14 protein-coding genes are annotated in these 17,412 nt (G+C 38.0%); 7 read left to right on the top strand and 7 right to left on the bottom strand.

Going from position 1 to position 17,412, the window contains the following annotated elements; translation table 11 throughout:
* The first annotated feature begins 82 nt into the window (after window positions 1-82).
* The 4 genes from E6H07_10710 to E6H07_10695 all read left to right on the top strand — a co-directional run bounded on the left by E6H07_10710 (window position 83) and on the right by E6H07_10695 (window position 5,243).
* Window positions 83-1,540 carry a CoA-acylating methylmalonate-semialdehyde dehydrogenase gene (locus tag E6H07_10710; GenBank protein ID TMI66340.1) on the top strand — a complete coding sequence of 486 codons (1,458 nt, stop codon included), beginning with the start codon at window positions 83-85 and terminating at the stop codon, window positions 1,538-1,540.
* A 40-nt stretch (window positions 1,541-1,580) separates the two neighbouring features.
* Window positions 1,581-2,603: a hypothetical protein gene (locus tag E6H07_10705; GenBank protein ID TMI66339.1), complete on the top strand. Its 1,023-nt coding sequence runs from the start codon at window positions 1,581-1,583 to the stop codon at window positions 2,601-2,603.
* Window positions 2,604-2,639: 36 nt separating this feature from the next.
* Window positions 2,640-3,701, top strand: coding sequence for a hypothetical protein (locus tag E6H07_10700; protein TMI66338.1), 1,062 nt, complete (start codon window positions 2,640-2,642; stop codon window positions 3,699-3,701).
* A 75-nt stretch (window positions 3,702-3,776) separates the two neighbouring features.
* Window positions 3,777-5,243, top strand: a complete 1,467-nt coding sequence (locus E6H07_10695; protein ID TMI66337.1) for a glycosidase — start codon at window positions 3,777-3,779, stop codon at window positions 5,241-5,243.
* On the opposite strand, the gene E6H07_10690 is transcribed toward E6H07_10695, so the two are convergent.
* Both E6H07_10690 and E6H07_10685 read right to left on the bottom strand, forming a co-directional pair.
* Window positions 5,231-6,241, bottom strand: coding sequence for a glycosyltransferase family 4 protein (locus tag E6H07_10690; protein TMI66336.1), 1,011 nt, complete (start codon window positions 6,239-6,241; stop codon window positions 5,231-5,233). The genes E6H07_10695 and E6H07_10690 overlap by 13 nt on opposite strands.
* Complete coding sequence (locus E6H07_10685; GenBank protein ID TMI66335.1) at window positions 6,238-8,526, bottom strand: glycosyltransferase; 2,289 nt, start codon at window positions 8,524-8,526, stop codon at window positions 6,238-6,240. Before E6H07_10685 ends, E6H07_10690 begins: the two co-directional genes overlap by 4 nt.
* Before the next feature lie 116 nt (window positions 8,527-8,642).
* Between E6H07_10685 and E6H07_10680 the strand changes: the two genes are divergently transcribed.
* Window positions 8,643-9,332 (top strand): peptidase M10, encoded by a 690-nt coding sequence (locus E6H07_10680; GenBank protein ID TMI66334.1) that lies wholly within the window; start codon window positions 8,643-8,645, stop codon window positions 9,330-9,332.
* Here the strand turns inward: E6H07_10680 and E6H07_10675 are convergent.
* Window positions 9,307-10,227, bottom strand: a complete 921-nt coding sequence (locus E6H07_10675) for a TIGR01777 family protein (protein TMI66333.1) — start codon at window positions 10,225-10,227, stop codon at window positions 9,307-9,309. The genes E6H07_10680 and E6H07_10675 overlap by 26 nt on opposite strands.
* A gap of 100 nt (window positions 10,228-10,327) precedes the next feature.
* Between E6H07_10675 and E6H07_10670 the strand changes: the two genes are divergently transcribed.
* Window positions 10,328-11,251 carry an ABC transporter ATP-binding protein gene (locus E6H07_10670; protein TMI66332.1) on the top strand — a complete coding sequence of 308 codons (924 nt, stop codon included), beginning with the start codon at window positions 10,328-10,330 and terminating at the stop codon, window positions 11,249-11,251.
* A 16-nt stretch (window positions 11,252-11,267) separates the two neighbouring features.
* Window positions 11,268-12,065, top strand: coding sequence for a hypothetical protein (locus E6H07_10665; GenBank protein ID TMI66331.1), 798 nt, complete (start codon window positions 11,268-11,270; stop codon window positions 12,063-12,065).
* Window positions 12,066-12,068: 3 nt separating this feature from the next.
* Here the strand turns inward: E6H07_10665 and E6H07_10660 are convergent, their stop codons facing one another.
* The 4 genes from E6H07_10660 to E6H07_10645 are packed head-to-tail and all read right to left on the bottom strand — an operon-like array spanning window position 12,069 to window position 17,326.
* Window positions 12,069-12,851 carry a heme ABC transporter ATP-binding protein gene (locus E6H07_10660; protein TMI66330.1) on the bottom strand — a complete coding sequence of 261 codons (783 nt, stop codon included), beginning with the start codon at window positions 12,849-12,851 and terminating at the stop codon, window positions 12,069-12,071.
* Window positions 12,841-13,902 carry an iron ABC transporter permease gene (locus E6H07_10655; protein ID TMI66329.1) on the bottom strand — a complete coding sequence of 354 codons (1,062 nt, stop codon included), beginning with the start codon at window positions 13,900-13,902 and terminating at the stop codon, window positions 12,841-12,843. The genes E6H07_10660 and E6H07_10655 overlap by 11 nt, the downstream gene beginning before the upstream one ends.
* Entirely contained in the window at window positions 13,877-14,767 is an 891-nt protein-coding gene (locus E6H07_10650; GenBank protein TMI66328.1) for an ABC transporter substrate-binding protein, read from the bottom strand. The genes E6H07_10655 and E6H07_10650 overlap by 26 nt, the downstream gene beginning before the upstream one ends.
* 57 nt (window positions 14,768-14,824) lie before the next feature.
* Window positions 14,825-17,326 (bottom strand): TonB-dependent receptor, encoded by a 2,502-nt coding sequence (locus E6H07_10645; protein TMI66327.1) that lies wholly within the window; start codon window positions 17,324-17,326, stop codon window positions 14,825-14,827.
* Window positions 17,327-17,412 lie beyond the last annotated feature (86 nt).

Raw genomic sequence — 17,412 nt, 5'->3', positions numbered from 1 at the left:
ATGTTTGCAATACCTGTTTTATTTAGTTATTTTTATATAGGCCGGTTTACCCTACCGGCAAAGAAAGAATAAACTAACTGAAATGAAATACGCTCCCGTCCAAAATTATATTAGTGGAAAGTTTGTTGATGCTTCTTCCTCACGAAATTTAGACGTTATCTCCCCTTTAGATGGCAATTTACTTTCAAAAGTGCCGATGTCTACTCCAAAAGACCTGGATGAAGCCGTTAAAGCTGCAAAAGCTGCTTTTCCTAAATGGAGCCATACCCCGATCAAAGAAAGAGTACAGGTTTTTTATAGATACAAATACCTACTTGAAAAAAACCTGCAGGAACTGGCAGCATTGATAAGTGAGGAGAATGGTAAAACAATTGGTGAAGCCGTTGCTGAAATGGAAAAATGTGTGGAGCTTACTGAGTTTGCCTGTTCACTTCCGCAATTAGTGACGGGTGAAGTACTGGAAGTAAGTAAAGGTGTTGAATGCAGAACCGAACATGTACCGCTGGGGGTTATTGCTTCCATCGTTCCATTCAATTTCCCATCAATGGTTCCAAACTGGACCTTGCCAAATGCAATAGCATTAGGAAATTGTATGGTAATAAAACCTTCAGAAAAAGTGCCGCTGAGTGTAGGAAGGCTGGCCATGCTTTTAAAAGAAGCTGGCTTACCTGATGGTGTTTTTAATATTGTTCATGGCGATAGTGAAATAGTAAATGCGATCTGTGATCATCCGGGTATTGAAGCTGTTTCATTTGTTGGTTCTACAAAAGTTGCGAAGATCGTTTACCAGCGGGCAACGATGAATTATAAAAGGGCACTAGCATTGGGCGGTGCAAAAAATCATTTAATGGTATTACCAGATGCAAAACCCGAGATGACTGCGCAGAATGTAGCAGCAAGTATGAGTGGTTGTGCCGGTCAGCGCTGCATGGCAGCAAGTGCAATGGTAGGTGTTGGCAATATTGATCATATCATTGAAAAAATTTGTGATGAGGCAAGAAAAATTATTCCGGGAAAAAATCTCGGTGCAGTGATCAGCAAAGAATCGAAAGAAAGAATTGAACGCTTTATAAGTGAGGCAGAAAAAGATGGTGCAAAAATTTTAGTGGATGGCCGCGGCACCAAAGTAGAAGGAAAAGAAAATGGAACTTATGTAGGCCCTACGGTAATTGATTTTGTAAAGCCTGAAATGAGTGTGGCTAAAGAAGAAATTTTCGGGCCGGTAATTTCTATTATGCGGACAAATACAGTGGATGAGGCATTGGCCATTGAAAATGCAAATCCTTATGGAAATGCAGCCAGTGTATTTACACAAAATGGCGGGCTGGCAAGATATATCATTGACCATGCAAGTGCAGGAATGATCGGTGTGAATGTGGGTGTGCCGGTACCGAGAGAGCCATTTAGTTTTGGCGGATGGAATGAAAGTAAATTTGGAGTCGGTGATATCACCGGGAAGAGTTCAATTGAATTCTGGACAAAACTGAAAAAGAGCACAGTGAAATGGAACCCGGAAGCCGGTGTGAACTGGATGAGTTGACAAACAAGCAACATTCTCTATTAACCTAATACCTTCAATTATGAATTGGAAATTCATCGCACCAATTCAGCTATTAGTAATCTTATCTGCTGCTCCGCTTAGCAGCCAAACTCCTGTAGATGTAATTGAGACCACCTTAAAAGTCACCATCATGGGCGAAGAGATCTTCTATCTCGGTTTTGCCGAAGGCGATAAAGTAATTTTCAACTTCGAAGAAGCAAACGGCAAAGAATTGAAAGAAGTGGAGATCGTAGAATTGCCTGGCACCTCAAGGTATCTTGAACTAAAAATAAGTAAGATCGTCAACAAAACCCTTACTATTCCTAAAACAGGTATTTATAAATTCAGGTTTACCAACTCAGCTATTACTCCAAGACTTTGTAAATACAAGATCCAAAGAATACCAGCAAATGCATCTATGCAAAACTTTAATACAACTGTTTTTACTCATACTGTAAACGATACTACTTTTATAAATGAGGATGAAGATTTTATTGCTAAGTCAGATACAGTGATCACCAATTTCCAGGATAGAATAATAAAAGTAAATCCACTTGGAACTGCTGGCGGAAATAAGACCAGTTTCAATTTTAATTTACCTGATAATACTGTGGCCTGGAGTTATTATATCTGTACTGATAAGACCGGGCAGGAAATATATTCAGAGGCTAATAAAGAGTTTCTTTCAACTTCTTCATCCATCACACAAAAGTTTCCTTTATATAACATACTTACTGCAGTGGCGCTAAACAGGCCGGCAACGATTTTAAAGATGGAAACAGGTCCTTCAGTAAATTATTGGATAATGGATGCCGACAATCTAGCACCTTTCTCTGCAGGTACTCAATTCCGTTATATAAAAAAGGGAAAAGGGATAAATGACTATGCAAGAATGGACCCCCGAAAAGGAAATTTATTTTTTTGTTTTTCCAATGACAGTGCGACTGAACCGGTAAGTGTAACAATAAAAATTACAGCAGTACAGGCTAATGAAGCGATGGAAACACGACAGGGCCAAAGAATGATCATTACACCCAAACAAAAAATGTACCTGAAGAACTAAGTCTTAGATAAAATAAATTTCAACGTACATTAGCCCATGATCTCAAGTAGAATTATTTATTACCGCTTGCGGGTGCTTATAAACATTGTTATCATTTGGGTAGTATTTGCATTTTTATTTTTATACAACATCATCCTGATTGAAAAAAGCCTGGTAACACACCGCTCTCTCCTACTATTTTCGCTTGCTTTTGCTATCATTGGATTTGTGGTTTCTGCTCTCTTGCTATTTTATTTAAAATATGCATTTAAGCATTATCCTCTTTGGCTTTCAGTCACAATAAAAATGTCAATGACCTTTTTCTTATTTGTACTAATAGCCTTTGTAATGTTAGCAATGTATTTTGTTTTTAATGAAAAAGGGACTTTTGAAGATTTCATTGGTGGTTTTTATCGGGATGTTTTCCTTACCAGGGGGTTTCTCATCTTCATGATCGATCTGGGCATCATGACCTTGCTTACTATACTTATTATTGAAGTAACAGATAAATATGGACCCGGTGGTTTCTGGAGTATGATGCGGGGCAAATACAATAAACCTAAAATTGAAAACAGGATATTCGTTTTCCTCGATATTAATGATGCCACCACTATTGCTGAAAAATTGGGTCACACAAAATATTTTCGATTGCTTCGTGAATTTTTTGCTGATATCACCATACCTATTCTTGCTAACAGCGGCGAGATCTATCAATATGTAGGGGATGAAGTAGTACTGTCATGGAAAAACACACCCCTGAATAAGATCCGTTGCTTAAAATTCATTCGCCAGGCTTTTTTCATTTTAAAAAGAAAAGAGAAAAGATACATGAAACGTTATGGTGTGGTCCCCTCCTTTAAAACAGGTATTCATTCAGGAGAAGTAACAGCCGGCGTTATTGGTATTGTAAAAAAAGATTTGGTCTACAGCGGCGATACATTAAATACTACTGCAAGAATAAGGGGTAAATGTCATGATCTTAACCAGCCATTTGTCTTGTCTGGAGATTTTCTGCACGATTTCCATACGCCCCATTCATTCTCAATAACTGAAATTGGGGAAATGGAATTTAAAGGCAGGGAGGAAAAAGAAAAACTATATTCGCTTAGCTTTGAATGAATCGATTATTTATTGAAAGTCCCTTTGTTTCGGTATCGTTTTTGCATTTCAGGCCTTACTTAGTAAAAATTCCATATGCGAATTCCCGTTGAACGTAGAACAGTAAAAATTTACCCGGACCCAACAAGAGTTATTGCACGGTTCTCCTTTTATGGAGAAAACCGTTCAGCAGAACTCATAAAAAAAGTAATGAACTTATCAGAGCAGGAAGTAACCAACATCATACTTCCACTCTTACAAGAATTTTCCAAACGACATAGAAGGATCACAGGTATACTTATCAGGCATTGTGAAAGGCTAAAAAAAATATTCTCAGATCTTGGGATTGATTTTGATTCCTTGTCGCAATACCGCAAACTCCTGATCGGTTCCTATGCAACACATGAATACTCTATCGAGTCATCAGCTTTCTTTAACCCCTCCTGTGTTGAAGACCCGGATCAAACAGAATTGGTAGAAGGACAAAAAAGGGTCATCATTAGTTTCAGAGCAGTAGGCGAAGGTCATATTTCTTCGATAGCATTTCGAAGAGCCATCATTGATAATAATAATAATATTACTGTGATACCTGCCGGAGACTATATTGATGAAGCAGAAGTGATACGAAATGCTAATTACAAAAAGGAATTATTTTTTACTAAAGCAATAGAGCAAAACATTGCACCGGAAATAATAGAACAAGTAAAGAAACAATTAGACGAGCAGTTTGAATATTTTACTCTTCAGCGGGTGATCCGGAGTTTAACAGATAAAGAAACTGACGATCTAAGAAAAATTGAATTGAACAAAGTTTTATGGCTGGCAGATGTTTATCATGAAATAATTTTTTCATTGGATACCGATATATCGGACCGTGTGATCTTCCCCATATCTGAGTTTGAAAGAAATGGAATTGAAGATGCCCGTTTTGTACGCTTCACAGAAGATAATGGAAAAATAATTTATTACGCAACTTATACTGCCTATGACGGGATTCAGATCTTGCCCAAATTGATGCAGACCTCAGATTTTTATGATTTTAAAGTAAGGCCCCTTTATGGCTCCGGTGCAATGAATAAAAACCTGGCTTTATTTCCCCGGCGTATCAATGGAAAATATGCGATGATGTCACGCATAGATGGCATGAATAATTATATCATGTATTCAAACAATGTGCTCATTTGGGAAAACCCTCAATTATTACAAGAGCCAAAATATCCCTGGGAATTTATTCAAATAGGTAACTGCGGATCACCCATTGAAACGGAGCATGGCTGGATAGTTATCACACATGGGGTTGGCTCCATGCGCCGCTATTGCCTGGGAGTTAGCTTGCTGGATCGTGATGATCCTTCTAAAGAAATTGGAAGATTGGATGAGCCGATCTTAATGCCCAATGAAGATGAACGTGAAGGTTATGTTCCGAATGTTGTTTATTCATGCGGTTCAATAATCAACAATGGAAAATTGATCATACCCTATGGGTTAGCTGATCATTCTTCTTCATTCATGTCAGTAGATCTTAACGCATTGCTGGATAAATTACGTAGTCAGCGTTTGTAAATGACCTGCTCATAAACATCGATGTAATCTTTAACCATTCTTTCTAAAGAAAATTTTTCTTTTGCATGACGATGACAAGCATCCCTGTCAATAATGTGTATCATTGAAACAGCATCAACAGCTTCGTCAATATCATTTACGAGAAACCCTGTTTTTTTATCTTCGATCAATTCCGGCATCGAACCTCTATTAAAAGCGATAACAGGGGTGCCGCATAACATAGCTTCAGCAACACTTAAGCCAAAAGGTTCATCAAAATTTATTGGATGTAATAAGGCAAATGCATTTCTTAATAACACATTTCTTTCCCCAGACATAGCTGATCCTAAATAAAAAACGTTATCATTAAAACAAGGCTCCACTTTTTCCTTAAAATATGTTTCATCCTGTATAATGCCGGCAATGAATAAACGACGCTTTGATCGCTTTGCTATCTCAATCGCTTCAGCTGTTCCTTTATCCGGGTGAATGCGGCCAAAATAAAGCAAGTAGTCATCAGGTTGATCATTAAAACTGAATTGAGTTGTATCAATACCATGATAAATATTGGCGATATAGTTTAATTCAGGTGAACGATCTGAATGACTGATAGAAACATAAGAGTTATTTGAGTTATATTTTTTATATACAGGAATTATATTTTGAGAAGAAAACCCATGTATTGTAGTGATCATCGGAGTAGTGATAAGTTTTGAATAAGTAAGCGGAAGAAAATCAAAATGATTATGTATTAGGTCAAACTCCGAAGCTTTTTCCATCAGGTTGCTGATGTGCAAACACTCTGCGACTTTAGCAGATTGACCTGGATCTTCTTCATATCCTTTTTCGATCACCGCATCCAGTTTTGCTTTTGTTATTGAATCAGAAGTAGCGAACAATGTTGCCTCGATCCCCTTTTTTACCAGGCCTTCAGTAAGATTAGATGCCACTAATTCCCACGGTCCATAATGCCTTGGTGGTGTTCGCCAGGCTATTGGAGATAAAACAGCTATTCTCATGTTTGCACTAAAATTTCTATTGCAGATGCCGATTGATACTGAACCTGGTATTCTTTTTCAAATGCTTTCAGAACTGTGAGATAAGAAATAATGTATGCCAGCGTACTTTCGGCTCCCTGGTTGCGATTGATACCGGTTGATTGCAATCCATCACAGCAACCTTTGGTCTCATGATCGTATAATGGCACTCGCAAAGAGTTTTCTCCCAAAAACCATAAATAGCTACTGAACATTTTTTGAATATATGCTGGTTCCTGTGTTGATTCGTAAGCCTGCAGGTATACTAATACCATCCCCATAGTCTCGATCGCCTGCTGATCATATAAAGGTACATGTTTATCATTATCACGATTGTACCAATTGTTATTCCCGATGGGTGTATAGTAATCGTTTCTGAAACTAATTTTATCCAGGAACTTCAAAGATTCAATAGCAACTTTTTTTACTTCCTCATCTCCTGTAATTTCAGCTGAATGAAACAAAGCAAGAGGTAGTATTGCATTATCATAAGTCATTGTATCCTCGAACCAACGCCATTTATTATCACGATGTTTTTTATATGCATTCATTAACACATTCGTCAGTTCAACCAGTTCTCTGAACATTTCTTCATGCCCGGGACGAGCCCGTAAAAAATAGGAAACACCGATCAGCGTATTGGCACATCCTCTCATGCTTTTTATTGTTTTGAAATGCTTTACTGAATTGTAAAATAATTCATCTGCAAATTCACGATAAGAATTGGTGGGTGGATTAGAAATTAAAAAACCAAGTGCCCAAATAGTACGCCCAAAAGCATCATCAGAAGCAATTTCATCTATGTATTTCCTGTCAAAACTGAGAAAGTTTCCAAAATTTCCATCTGCCCGTTGCATATATTGGATATAACTGAGATATACGGGCAAAAGTTTCAACGCCTCCTGGTTTTTTTTCTGCTGACATAGCATAATTGTCATGATAAGTGCCCGTGCATTGTCATCAAGACAATAACCTTCCTTAAGATTTGGAATACCATATTTAGCATGCTGCACAATTCCTGTATCATCTGTTAATCGCAACACATGTGACAAACTGAATTTAGGCATCAGGTCAGGATCGATGATCTGTTTGATTTCTTTTTTTTCTGTAACATGTGTATCTATAACGTCATTTAGTAATGCCAAATATTTACTGGTAATATTTGGCCACCGGAGATCCAGTCCATATTCATATGCATTTTCTCTAAGCTCAGCAAGCTTTTGTGGATTATCAAAAAGATCATTAACAAGAGATGCTAGCCCATTTGCATCTCTGAAATCAAAAAATTGCCCCCTGCTTCCATTTAGTAATTCAACTGCATGCCAGTAAGGAGTAGATAAACATGCCGCACCAGCACCAATAGCATACGATAATGTACCGCTGCTTATCTGTGCTTCATTAATATATGGAGTAATATAAATATCAGCAGCTGAAAGATAATTGACCAGTTCTTTTTCCGGCAAAAAACGGTTAATAAAAACAAGATGTTTATCAACTTTTAATTCCGTTGCCAATAACTTAAGACTATCACGATACTCCTCTCCATATTTTCTTGCTACTACAGGATGTGTGTTTCCCAGAATTGCATAGATCGTTTCCGGATGTTTATCAATTATCTTAGGTAATGCTCTTATAACAGTCTCTAATCCTTTGCCCCTGTTGATAAGGCCAAACGTCATTAATAACTTTTTATTTTTAAATGATGGGAAATTTCTGACTGGATTAAATATTGGCGGGTCAATATCAGGAACGCCATGCTCAATTAGTTGTATTTTTTCAATCGGAACATTATAAATAGAGGTAAGAAAACTTATTGCTCTTTTATTAAACACAACCAGTTTTGCCGATTGCTTTCCGATTTCCTGGATTATTATTTTTTGAATAAAAGTTGGCTCCTTTAAAATAGTATGTAAAACGGTCACAACCGGTTTTTCAACACGATGTAATAATGGTAGAATATAAATTCCGCTTTGTCCGCCAAATATTCCGAATTCATGTTGAAGAATACATACATCGATGCTGCTGTTATTAATAAGTTCTGCCGCTTTTAGATAATCCTTTTCATTTTCCTGCCGAATGATAAATTTCACATTCTGGGGATATTCGTACTCATCTAGGTCTTCGGAGTCATTCAATGCAACAATAAACTCCTGTTCAAACTGACCTTCCTTTTTTAAATTGGCTTGAATTCCACTGATCAGGCTTAGATTAAAAGTTGCTATGCCGCATTCTCTTGGTGGAAATGTAGATAAGTAAACAATTTTCATGATCCGACACTGATTTTTGGTTTATTATAAAAAGCAAAAGCCATGCCCCGTAAATAAGGTGAAGAAATAAAATGAAATTGCTTCTTAAATTGCAGATTAATAACAATTAGAGTTTCATGGGAACAGCAGAAATAGATATAAATCATCATCAACTTATCATTTATTCCAATATCATAACTTATGGCAATGCCTCTAATCCTGAGATCACTGAATCGATAAGAGATGAGATTGAAACGATGTGGAATGAAGCTGAAGGCAGTTTAATGTTTGATCGTTTAAAATTAAATGTTGTTTTTAAGACCAATGCTTTTGTTAATCCATTCATTGATCCTATTGAAATTTACCAAAATACTGATCCCCGAAACAATTATTTCCGCATCGAAGAATTTGTGCATGGCAATATTTCTTTTGTAGATAGCATCAATTGCAATAGCGGTTATTTCAAATTGGAGAATTTATACAAAGGCTCTACTACTGCTGCTCATGAATATGGCCATACACTGGGTCTTGATCATCCACAGTCATTGGATATAAGAGGAAAAGGTATACCCAGCATAATGTATCCAAGAGGAACATTGGTGGATGCAATGTTTCAATACGATCCTTCAAAACCGGCGGGCATCCCTGGCGGCACTATGCACCCGATGCATAGAAAAGTAACCCAGCAGGATATTGATAACCTGAAAATTCACAAACTCCAATTTCATCACGGTAAGGCGATCATTGGTGAGTTTACCAATATATGGCATCCTGATCATGCCTCGGTAAGCGCTGAAGATTTTATGAGGCCGCCAGTTTTCGGATAGCTGATTCAATCGTTGGATACTGAAATACAAATCCGCTTCCCTCAACTTTTTTTGAATTGACTGTTGCAGATTTTAATACTTCAATACTTAATTCACCGACTACAATTTTTAAAATAAACGCTGGAACAATAAATGGTATATAAAACCGGTTATTGGTTTTTGCTAATTGCAATATGAGTTCTTTATTCGATACAGGGCCTGGCGATACAGCATTATAAATCCCACTCAGCAAATTATTTTCGATAGCATATAAAAACATTTTCACCGCATCGTCTATATGTATCCAGCTTACAATTTGCTTACCCGAACCCAGAATAGTTGCAAATCCAAACCTGAGTGGCTTTTTAAATTCTTTGATAGCACCTCCTTTATTACTCAATACTACCCCTGTCCGGAATATGACTAATCTTTTCCCAATAGTTTCTACCGGTTGTATTGCAGCTTCCCATTTCACACAGGTATCACCAAGGAAATCTGAAAAAGAACTATCCGACTCAACAAAAGCTTTTCCTCCCGTATCTGGCCCATAATAACCAATTCCAGAAATACTGATAACAGCTTTTACCTTATTCGAAGTCTCATTGAGTGCTTTTACAAGCAACTCGCCACTCTTCACACGACTGCTGATTATTTCCTGCTTCCTTTTTGCCGTCCATCGTTTATCAGCTACACCTGCACCGGCTAAATGAATAATATAATCTGCTGCTGCGATAGCTTCCTTATCTATTTTCATTTTCTCAACATCCCATTCAGCATAATCCAGACCGTTAATATTAGATTCTTGTTTTGATTTATCCCGGGTAAGAACAATTACCCTGTAACCTTTTTCCAATAATACGCTTCTGAGTGAATGGCCGATCATACCTGTACCACCTGTAATTAAAACTGTTTCCATTGTGCTAAAATTAGATTAATAACAAATGACCAAGGCCATTGTTGTAAAATTTCCTTTTCTGTGAAAACAAAAAACATATCTTCATCAGCAAATTCTACTTATGAGTACAGTTTTATCCGTTCAGAACATGACCAAATTTTACGGGCCGGTACGTGCATTGAATGAAGTTTCTTTTGAAGTACCCAAAGGAAGTGTATTTGGCATACTTGGGCCCAACGGTAGTGGCAAAACAACTCTGCTCGGAATAGTGATGGATATTCTGAAACCGACAAAAGGAAATTATTTATGGAACGGGCAGCCAGGAAGCAATGAACAACGAAAACACATTGGCACCTTGCTGGAAACACCAAACTTTTATCATTACCTGAGTGGCCAAAAAAACCTGCAGATAGCTGCTGCTATTAAAGAAAGAGGAAAAGAGGATATTCCAAAAGTTCTTGAACAGGTCAACCTGTTTCAACGCAAGGATTCCAAATTCAGCACTTACTCACTCGGGATGAAACAACGGTTGGCAATTGCATCCACACTGTTGGGCAATCCTGATATTCTCGTTTTTGATGAACCGACAAATGGATTGGATCCGGCAGGTATTGCTGAAATACGGGAACTGATGAAAGAACTGAACCGCCAGGGCAAAACAGTCATCATGGCGAGTCATATTCTTGATGAAGTAGAAAAGGTTTGTACGCATGTTGCCATCCTGCAAAAAGGAATTTTGAAAACCGTCGGAACCGTGAGTGATGTTTTATCGGCAACCGCAAGTGGTGCTGGTAACATATTGGAAATTGAACTGCTGGCTGATAATGTTCCGGGGTTGGAAGCTATTCTGAAAGAAATGCCCGGAATTATCAACATACAACACATAGACGGTGTATTATCGCTTCAATGCGATGAAACGTTGACAACAACTGCCATCAACCGGTATTGTTTTGAAAAAGGAATTGTGTTAGGCCATTTGAATCTTAAACGAAAAACACTGGAGAGAAGATTTTTAGAAATTACGGGAACAAAAAGTGAACATTAATCTAAAAACTAACATTATGTTTAAATATCTGCAGATAGAATGGATGAAAATAAAGAACTACCGTGTATTCCAGGTATTCTCTATCCTGTATTTGTTGGGAATTCTCCTTATCATTTATATTTTTTACAAGGTCTATCTCAGCTTTATTGCAGAGTTGCAAAGAGCAATGACGGGTGCAAACACAGAAGCCCGTGATATCTTGGGACTTTTTTCGAGCACTAATCTTCCCTATACTGTTTGTTTCTGGACCAGCTTTCTGCTGTACTTGCCGGGCATGATCATCATTAATTTATTTATTAATGAAGTCAACTTCAAAACACACAGGCAAAACATTATTGATGGATGGAAAAGAGAAACTTTCATCTTTACTAAAATTTCTTTGATTGCTTGTATATCTGTAGCTGTGATGATCATGAATTTTTTGGCTATGGTCATTATGGCTCAAATTACGGATGCACAAATCACCACAGAGGCATTTGTCGTTTCCTTATATTCATTTTTACAGTCATTTCTTTATCTCATGTTTGCTCTTTTCCTGGCAACCTTGTTTAGAAAAAGCGGAATTGCCATCATTGTATTTTTTATTTATGGTTTACTATTGGAATGGCTTTTATGGTGGCTGGTGATCAAGATACATCCTTCACTTCCCTATTTTTTACCGATACAATCATCCGATTCCCTGATACCTTTTAGCAGCTTCAGGGAACTCTACAAAAACATCCCTTCAGCTGGAGTATTGCTTGCCGTTGTCTGTGGGTATATACTACTTTTCATTACACTTGCGGTAAGAAAATATAAGTATGATGATCTGTAAACTTTAATTATAGATCACTAACGGTTTCCCTGTAACAGGGTTATCAATTATTGTGGTCTCTACATTAAACACCTGCTTTATCAAACCGGCAGTTAAAATTTCCCGGGGGCTTCCATTGCTTACCAGTTCACCTTCTTTCAGGAAAAATAATTTATCTGCATATTGAGCGGCAAGATTAATATCATGCATTACAGCTATTAAAACAGTATTGTGTTTAGCCAACTGCATGGCTTGTTGCAAAAATTCGTGCTGGTAACTGATATCAAGACTGTTCAATGGTTCATCAAGAAAAAGATAACGGTACCCAGTTTCAGGTTGTTCCCATATCTGTGATAACACACGGGCAAACTGCACTCTTTGTTTTTCGCCACCACTCAGCGTTAAGTAATTTCTTTCCTTAAATGATGAAAGGTTCATTCGTTCGATCACTTCATTGCAAATGGAAATGTCTTTTTTATTCGGGCTGAATGTAAAATGAGGATAGCGTCCCATCATCACCACTTCTTCCACCAGCAATGGAAAACTCAGATCAGGTTGCTGGCTAAGTACAGCCCTTTTCCTTGCAAGCTCTTGTTTATCCAGGCTTAAAATAGTTTTCTCATTATAAAAAACATTTCCCTGGTATTTGTTGACCTCTCCACTGAATATCTTTAGGAAAGAGGATTTGCCCGAACCATTCGGGCCCAGTATCATATTAAACCCACCGGGATGAAATGCGGCGCTTACATTTTTTAAAATTTGCTTACGGCCAATATTATATGAAATGCCTTCGGTCTTAAGCATCATACCCTCCTTTATGTTGCAGCAAATTGAAGCGTTTTAATAAAATAATAAATACAGGTGCTCCAACCAATGAAGTAATAATACCAATTGGGATTTCTGCCGGAGCCAATAATAATCTTGCACACATATCAGCAAGTAAAAGCAACGTAGCCCCAACTATCATCGATGCAGGGAGCAATCGTTTATTATCACTTCCTATCAGCAAACGCAAAATATGCGGAACGATCAATCCCATAAAACTGATAACACCCACAAATGCAGTAGCGACAGATACCATTGCCGTGTTTAATATCATTACCCTTCTTTTCAGTTTGTCGGTATCAACACCGAGATAACTGGCTTCTTCTTCGCCGAGAAGCAATGCATTCAATTGCTTTGAATAACGAAAAGAAATGATAAACATGATAGCAGCAACAGTGCCAACGATACCAACCTGCATCCAACTTGCACCGGAAAAAGTGCCGAGGTTCCAGAAAGTAATACTCCTCGCCTGCGGATCTCTTGCGATATAACTCATAAATCCGGTGCCACTCATACCGACGGCATTGATAGCAATACCGATCAGCAATAAAGAAATAATAGAAATACGTTTTGCATTTTTTGCCAACACATACACGAGATATGTTGCCAGCAATGCACCTGCAAACGCAAATAGCGGAGTAAGAAAAGGACCAAACTGACTTTTGATTGTTGGTGGCCATTTAGCAGCCATTACAAAAACAAAAGAAGCTCCAAATGCTGCACCGCTGCTTGTTCCTATCAATCCCGGCTCTACGATCGGGTTGCGGAATAATCCCTGCATTAATACTCCACTTACAGCAAGTATTGCCCCGGTGATACCGCAAAGCAATACACGAGGTAAGCGCAGCTGAATAAAAACAGCTTCATAAATATTTGCTGGTTTTTCCCCGGTAAAAAAATGTTTAATAGCTGAAAACATTTCTATAGGACGAATACTTACTGCACCAAATGCAATAGCGCAGATTGTCACGATCACTAATAAAGCGATCAGCACAGGAAAGAAAAATTTACTTTGTCTGAACACCGGCTGGATATAAAAGTTTCATTAGTTTAATAATATTTTCACCAGTACGTGGGCCGAAATACACAAGGTCATGTTCTTCAAAACGAACAATGCGTTTATTCTTTCCTGCATTTGTTAATGCTACACCGGGAACACCTTCAATAAACTTGTCCATATTTCCCATCTGGTCAAAACCAAAATCAGTTGCAATAATAATATCAGGATTAGCAGCCGCTACAGCTTCTGCGCTGATCTGTCTTGCACCTTTTGCATCATAGATCGCTGTTTTACCTCCGGCCAATGCGATCATTTTATCTCCCACCCCTCTGCGGCCACTCATTACAAAATAAATATTGTTGGCCCTGCCGAAATGAATGATCATTACACTCAAAGTATCTTTTAAATTCATTGCTTTTAATGAATCAGCTGCGGCTGCAATATCAGCATCTATTTTTCTACTAATTGAATCAGCTTTCTTTTCTTCCCCAAAGAAACTTCCTAACTCTTTCAATAAAATCTTTGCACTATCAATTGTATTAGCCCCACCAAATACTTTTATGTTCAACCCCGCATTGGTGATCTGTGGCAATACATTCTCCGGCCCGATATCATTGCTATGAATAACCAGGTCAGGATCCATTGCAATAATACTTTCAGGACTTAATGCACGGTGATAGCCAACTGTCTTAAGCAACCTGGCACTATCAGGATACGTACTGCTCAGATCTACAGCTACAAGATCATGACCTTTACCCAATGCATATACCATTTCTGTCAAATGTTTTGACAGGCATACGATCCTCATATCTTTTTTACCGTCTGTTTCCCTATTACTGAATCTTCCGCAGGCGGAAACTATAAACAATACCAGCAGGTAATAAAAATTTTTTTTCATATAATTAATTTAAAGAAGGGTAGCCTTTCGGCTACCCTTAAGTTCCATAGGCAAAGGCTATAGGGTATATTTTAAATTCAGTCCGCCGAATACAACTGCTTTTGGAGGAGCAGGTATATACGCATCAGGCAACTGATTTACAAAGATCATAATAGGATATTGCTGATTTGTGATATTATTCACACCAAAGAATACATCCAGGTCAAACTTAGAAGACAGGTTTCTTTTAATGCCAACTTTAGTGTTCAGTAAACTATAGCTGGTTGCTTTGCGCAATGCATATGTCTCCGGATTATTTGTCAATCTTTCAAGCGCAATATTCTGAGGATCTTTATACAAATATGAGACGCTTGCATAAATTCCATATTTGGTCGAAACATCAACACCACATGCAGCCATTATTTTAGGTACCCCAAATACATCGAGGCCGCTATAGTTAACTGTATCAATTCCACCAGCAGCAGTAGTTGTACCGGTTTTGTAAACAAAATTATCAGCATACTTAAAGTCGGAATAAGTGAAATTCACAAAAGGAGTAACATTGGTGAATACACCAGTACGATCCTTCACGATAGAGTATTTAACCAATGCTTCCAATCCTTTATGATTCTGTTCTCCACCGTTTATCATATAACTATAAGCTGTAGCTGTAGCCGGAGGTGTAGTAGTTGGAACTGGTACTGCAACAGCAGTCATTTTATCAGTAAAATCCAATGAGAACAATGCTACCTGGTAAATCAATTTATCTTTGAGAATACTTCCTTTTGCGCCGATCTCGAACTGGTTACCTTTCTCAGGTTTTAGCTCACCATTAACCATAGCTTTTGCAGGTGCTGAACCAGCATTAGGAGGTGTACCGATCTGTGGAGTTGCAATAAAGAAATAAGAACTTACCGGTGCTTTATATCCACTGCTGTAAGAAACATATACAGAAGCATTCTTGTTGATCACTTTATTGATCGCTACATGCGGGGACCACATATTCGTATAGCTTGTATCAAAATGTGATGGTCTTGCTACTGTTGCGTTAGGCGAACTAAACCTGTCATCCAATATAATTCCTTGACTGCTTAAACCAATACCGGCAGTAACAGAAAGATCATGCGCCAAACCTAATGTCCACTCTGTAAAATATGCAGTAGGTGTAGTTACAAAAGCATTATTAGATGTAACTGCATTTACGATCCAATAAGGACTCGTGCCATACACCCAGGGGCCACCGGGATTTGGATCGGAAGGATCAGCTTTCATATTATACCCGGTTATTTGTGCATCCTGGCGTTGTACTTCAAGACCAGTTATACCACTTAATGTAGAACCACTTCCCAGAGAAAATTTGGTATCGAATGAAGTGCGGAAGCCATAGTTAACTGAGGTTTTGTCCGTCCAGCCACCTGCAGAACTTGCATCACTTCTGAATCCCATACCAAATATGGAAGTAGTATTAGAAACTGCTTTACTGAAATTGTAAGTATGCGCCAATCCTGCACGGAAAGTACTTACATGGCTATGTGCATTTCTTTTAATGTATTCAATATTTCCTGAATAGTCTTTAGCGGCCCATTGTGTAAGTGTCAACTCACCGAGACGTTCATCATAACTATCAGTATATCCAACAAAGGTTGTAATGGTTTGTTTTTCGCTTGCTTGAAAATCGCCAACAAAATTTACAAAGTCTTTATGTGAGCTATTGTGAATTGAAAATCCATCTGAATTTTGTTTTCCATAGGCTAATAAAATTCCGCTTTTTTCAGTAGCTGTTCTTAAAAGTGTGGTATAGCGTTGAAGCCCATAATTGCCTATTGTTACTTGCTGTTCCAATGAACTTTTTCCTCTTTCAGGTGAATTAATTTTAAAATTGATCGCTCCTGAAATTGCCTGGCCATATAAAGTACCAGCAGGTCCTTTTACGATCTCTGCATTTCCAATAGATGCATAGTCAATATCATCAAGAGTTGTAATTCCTTCCGCATCTGTTACAGGAATTCCATTGAGATATACTTTATAACCCTGTCCATCAAAATTGCTGCTGATGCCTCTTGTACCTCTTGAGCCATTGCCATAGCCCCTGATGTTGAATTGTTGTCCGCCCGAAACAGTTCTGCGATTCATGATCACACCCGGAACACTGGTTTGAATTACATCATCAAAAAATATTCCCTGGCCTCTTTTTAATTCTTTTGGAGTTAGTTTGGTTATTGATAGCGGCTGGTATAAAACTGATTTGTTGGAATTGGAAGTAGCAGATAGTTCTACTTCTTCCAGTGGTTTTCCAACTGGTGTTAAGGAAACCTGTAGCTCAGCATCACAATCTTTGATCATTTGAGTATGTGCAGCATAACCAACAAATGATATCGTAATACGTGATGTAGTATTACAATTAACGGAAAACGTACCGTCATTGCCGGTAACAGTTCCATCTTTGGATGAGAATGAGACTGAAGCACCAGCCAACGGTTTGCCGGTAGCGGCATCCATCACTTTTCCTTTTAAATTTTTTTGAGAAAATGCTACTGCGCTTAATACACACATAGCAGTAGATAATATAATTGCTTTCATTTTAAATAATATTGATGAAATGGTTGGGTAAGTAAATTAAATACAGGCATCCCGCCAGGCAGGAAAACTGTTGTTGTGAATAAGTA

Source organism: Bacteroidota bacterium (assembly GCA_005882315.1).
In the GTDB taxonomy this organism is placed as follows: Bacteria; Bacteroidota; Bacteroidia; order Chitinophagales; family Chitinophagaceae; genus VBAR01.
Note: the sequence above shows the minus strand (reverse complement) of the source record. Positions and strands in the feature narration are given on the sequence as shown.

Excerpts from the sequence above, each read along its gene's own strand:
- E6H07_10710 (TMI66340.1), top strand. The coding sequence starts at position 83 with ATGAAATACGCTCCCGTCCAAAATTATATTAGTGGAAAGTTTGTTGAT.
- E6H07_10685 (TMI66335.1), bottom strand. The coding sequence starts at position 8,526 with ATGAAAATTGTTTACTTATCTACATTTCCACCAAGAGAATGCGGCATA.
- E6H07_10700 (TMI66338.1), top strand. The coding sequence starts at position 2,640 with ATGATCTCAAGTAGAATTATTTATTACCGCTTGCGGGTGCTTATAAAC.
- E6H07_10670 (TMI66332.1), top strand. The coding sequence starts at position 10,328 with ATGAGTACAGTTTTATCCGTTCAGAACATGACCAAATTTTACGGGCCG.
- E6H07_10645 (TMI66327.1), bottom strand. The coding sequence starts at position 17,326 with ATGAAAGCAATTATATTATCTACTGCTATGTGTGTATTAAGCGCAGTA.
- E6H07_10665 (TMI66331.1), top strand. The coding sequence starts at position 11,268 with ATGTTTAAATATCTGCAGATAGAATGGATGAAAATAAAGAACTACCGT.
- E6H07_10690 (TMI66336.1), bottom strand. The coding sequence starts at position 6,241 with ATGAGAATAGCTGTTTTATCTCCAATAGCCTGGCGAACACCACCAAGG.
- E6H07_10705 (TMI66339.1), top strand. The coding sequence starts at position 1,581 with ATGAATTGGAAATTCATCGCACCAATTCAGCTATTAGTAATCTTATCT.
- E6H07_10675 (TMI66333.1), bottom strand. The coding sequence starts at position 10,227 with ATGGAAACAGTTTTAATTACAGGTGGTACAGGTATGATCGGCCATTCA.
- E6H07_10660 (TMI66330.1), bottom strand. The coding sequence starts at position 12,851 with ATGATGCTTAAGACCGAAGGCATTTCATATAATATTGGCCGTAAGCAA.
- E6H07_10695 (TMI66337.1), top strand. The coding sequence starts at position 3,777 with ATGCGAATTCCCGTTGAACGTAGAACAGTAAAAATTTACCCGGACCCA.
- E6H07_10680 (TMI66334.1), top strand. The coding sequence starts at position 8,643 with ATGGGAACAGCAGAAATAGATATAAATCATCATCAACTTATCATTTAT.
- E6H07_10650 (TMI66328.1), bottom strand. The coding sequence starts at position 14,767 with ATGAAAAAAAATTTTTATTACCTGCTGGTATTGTTTATAGTTTCCGCC.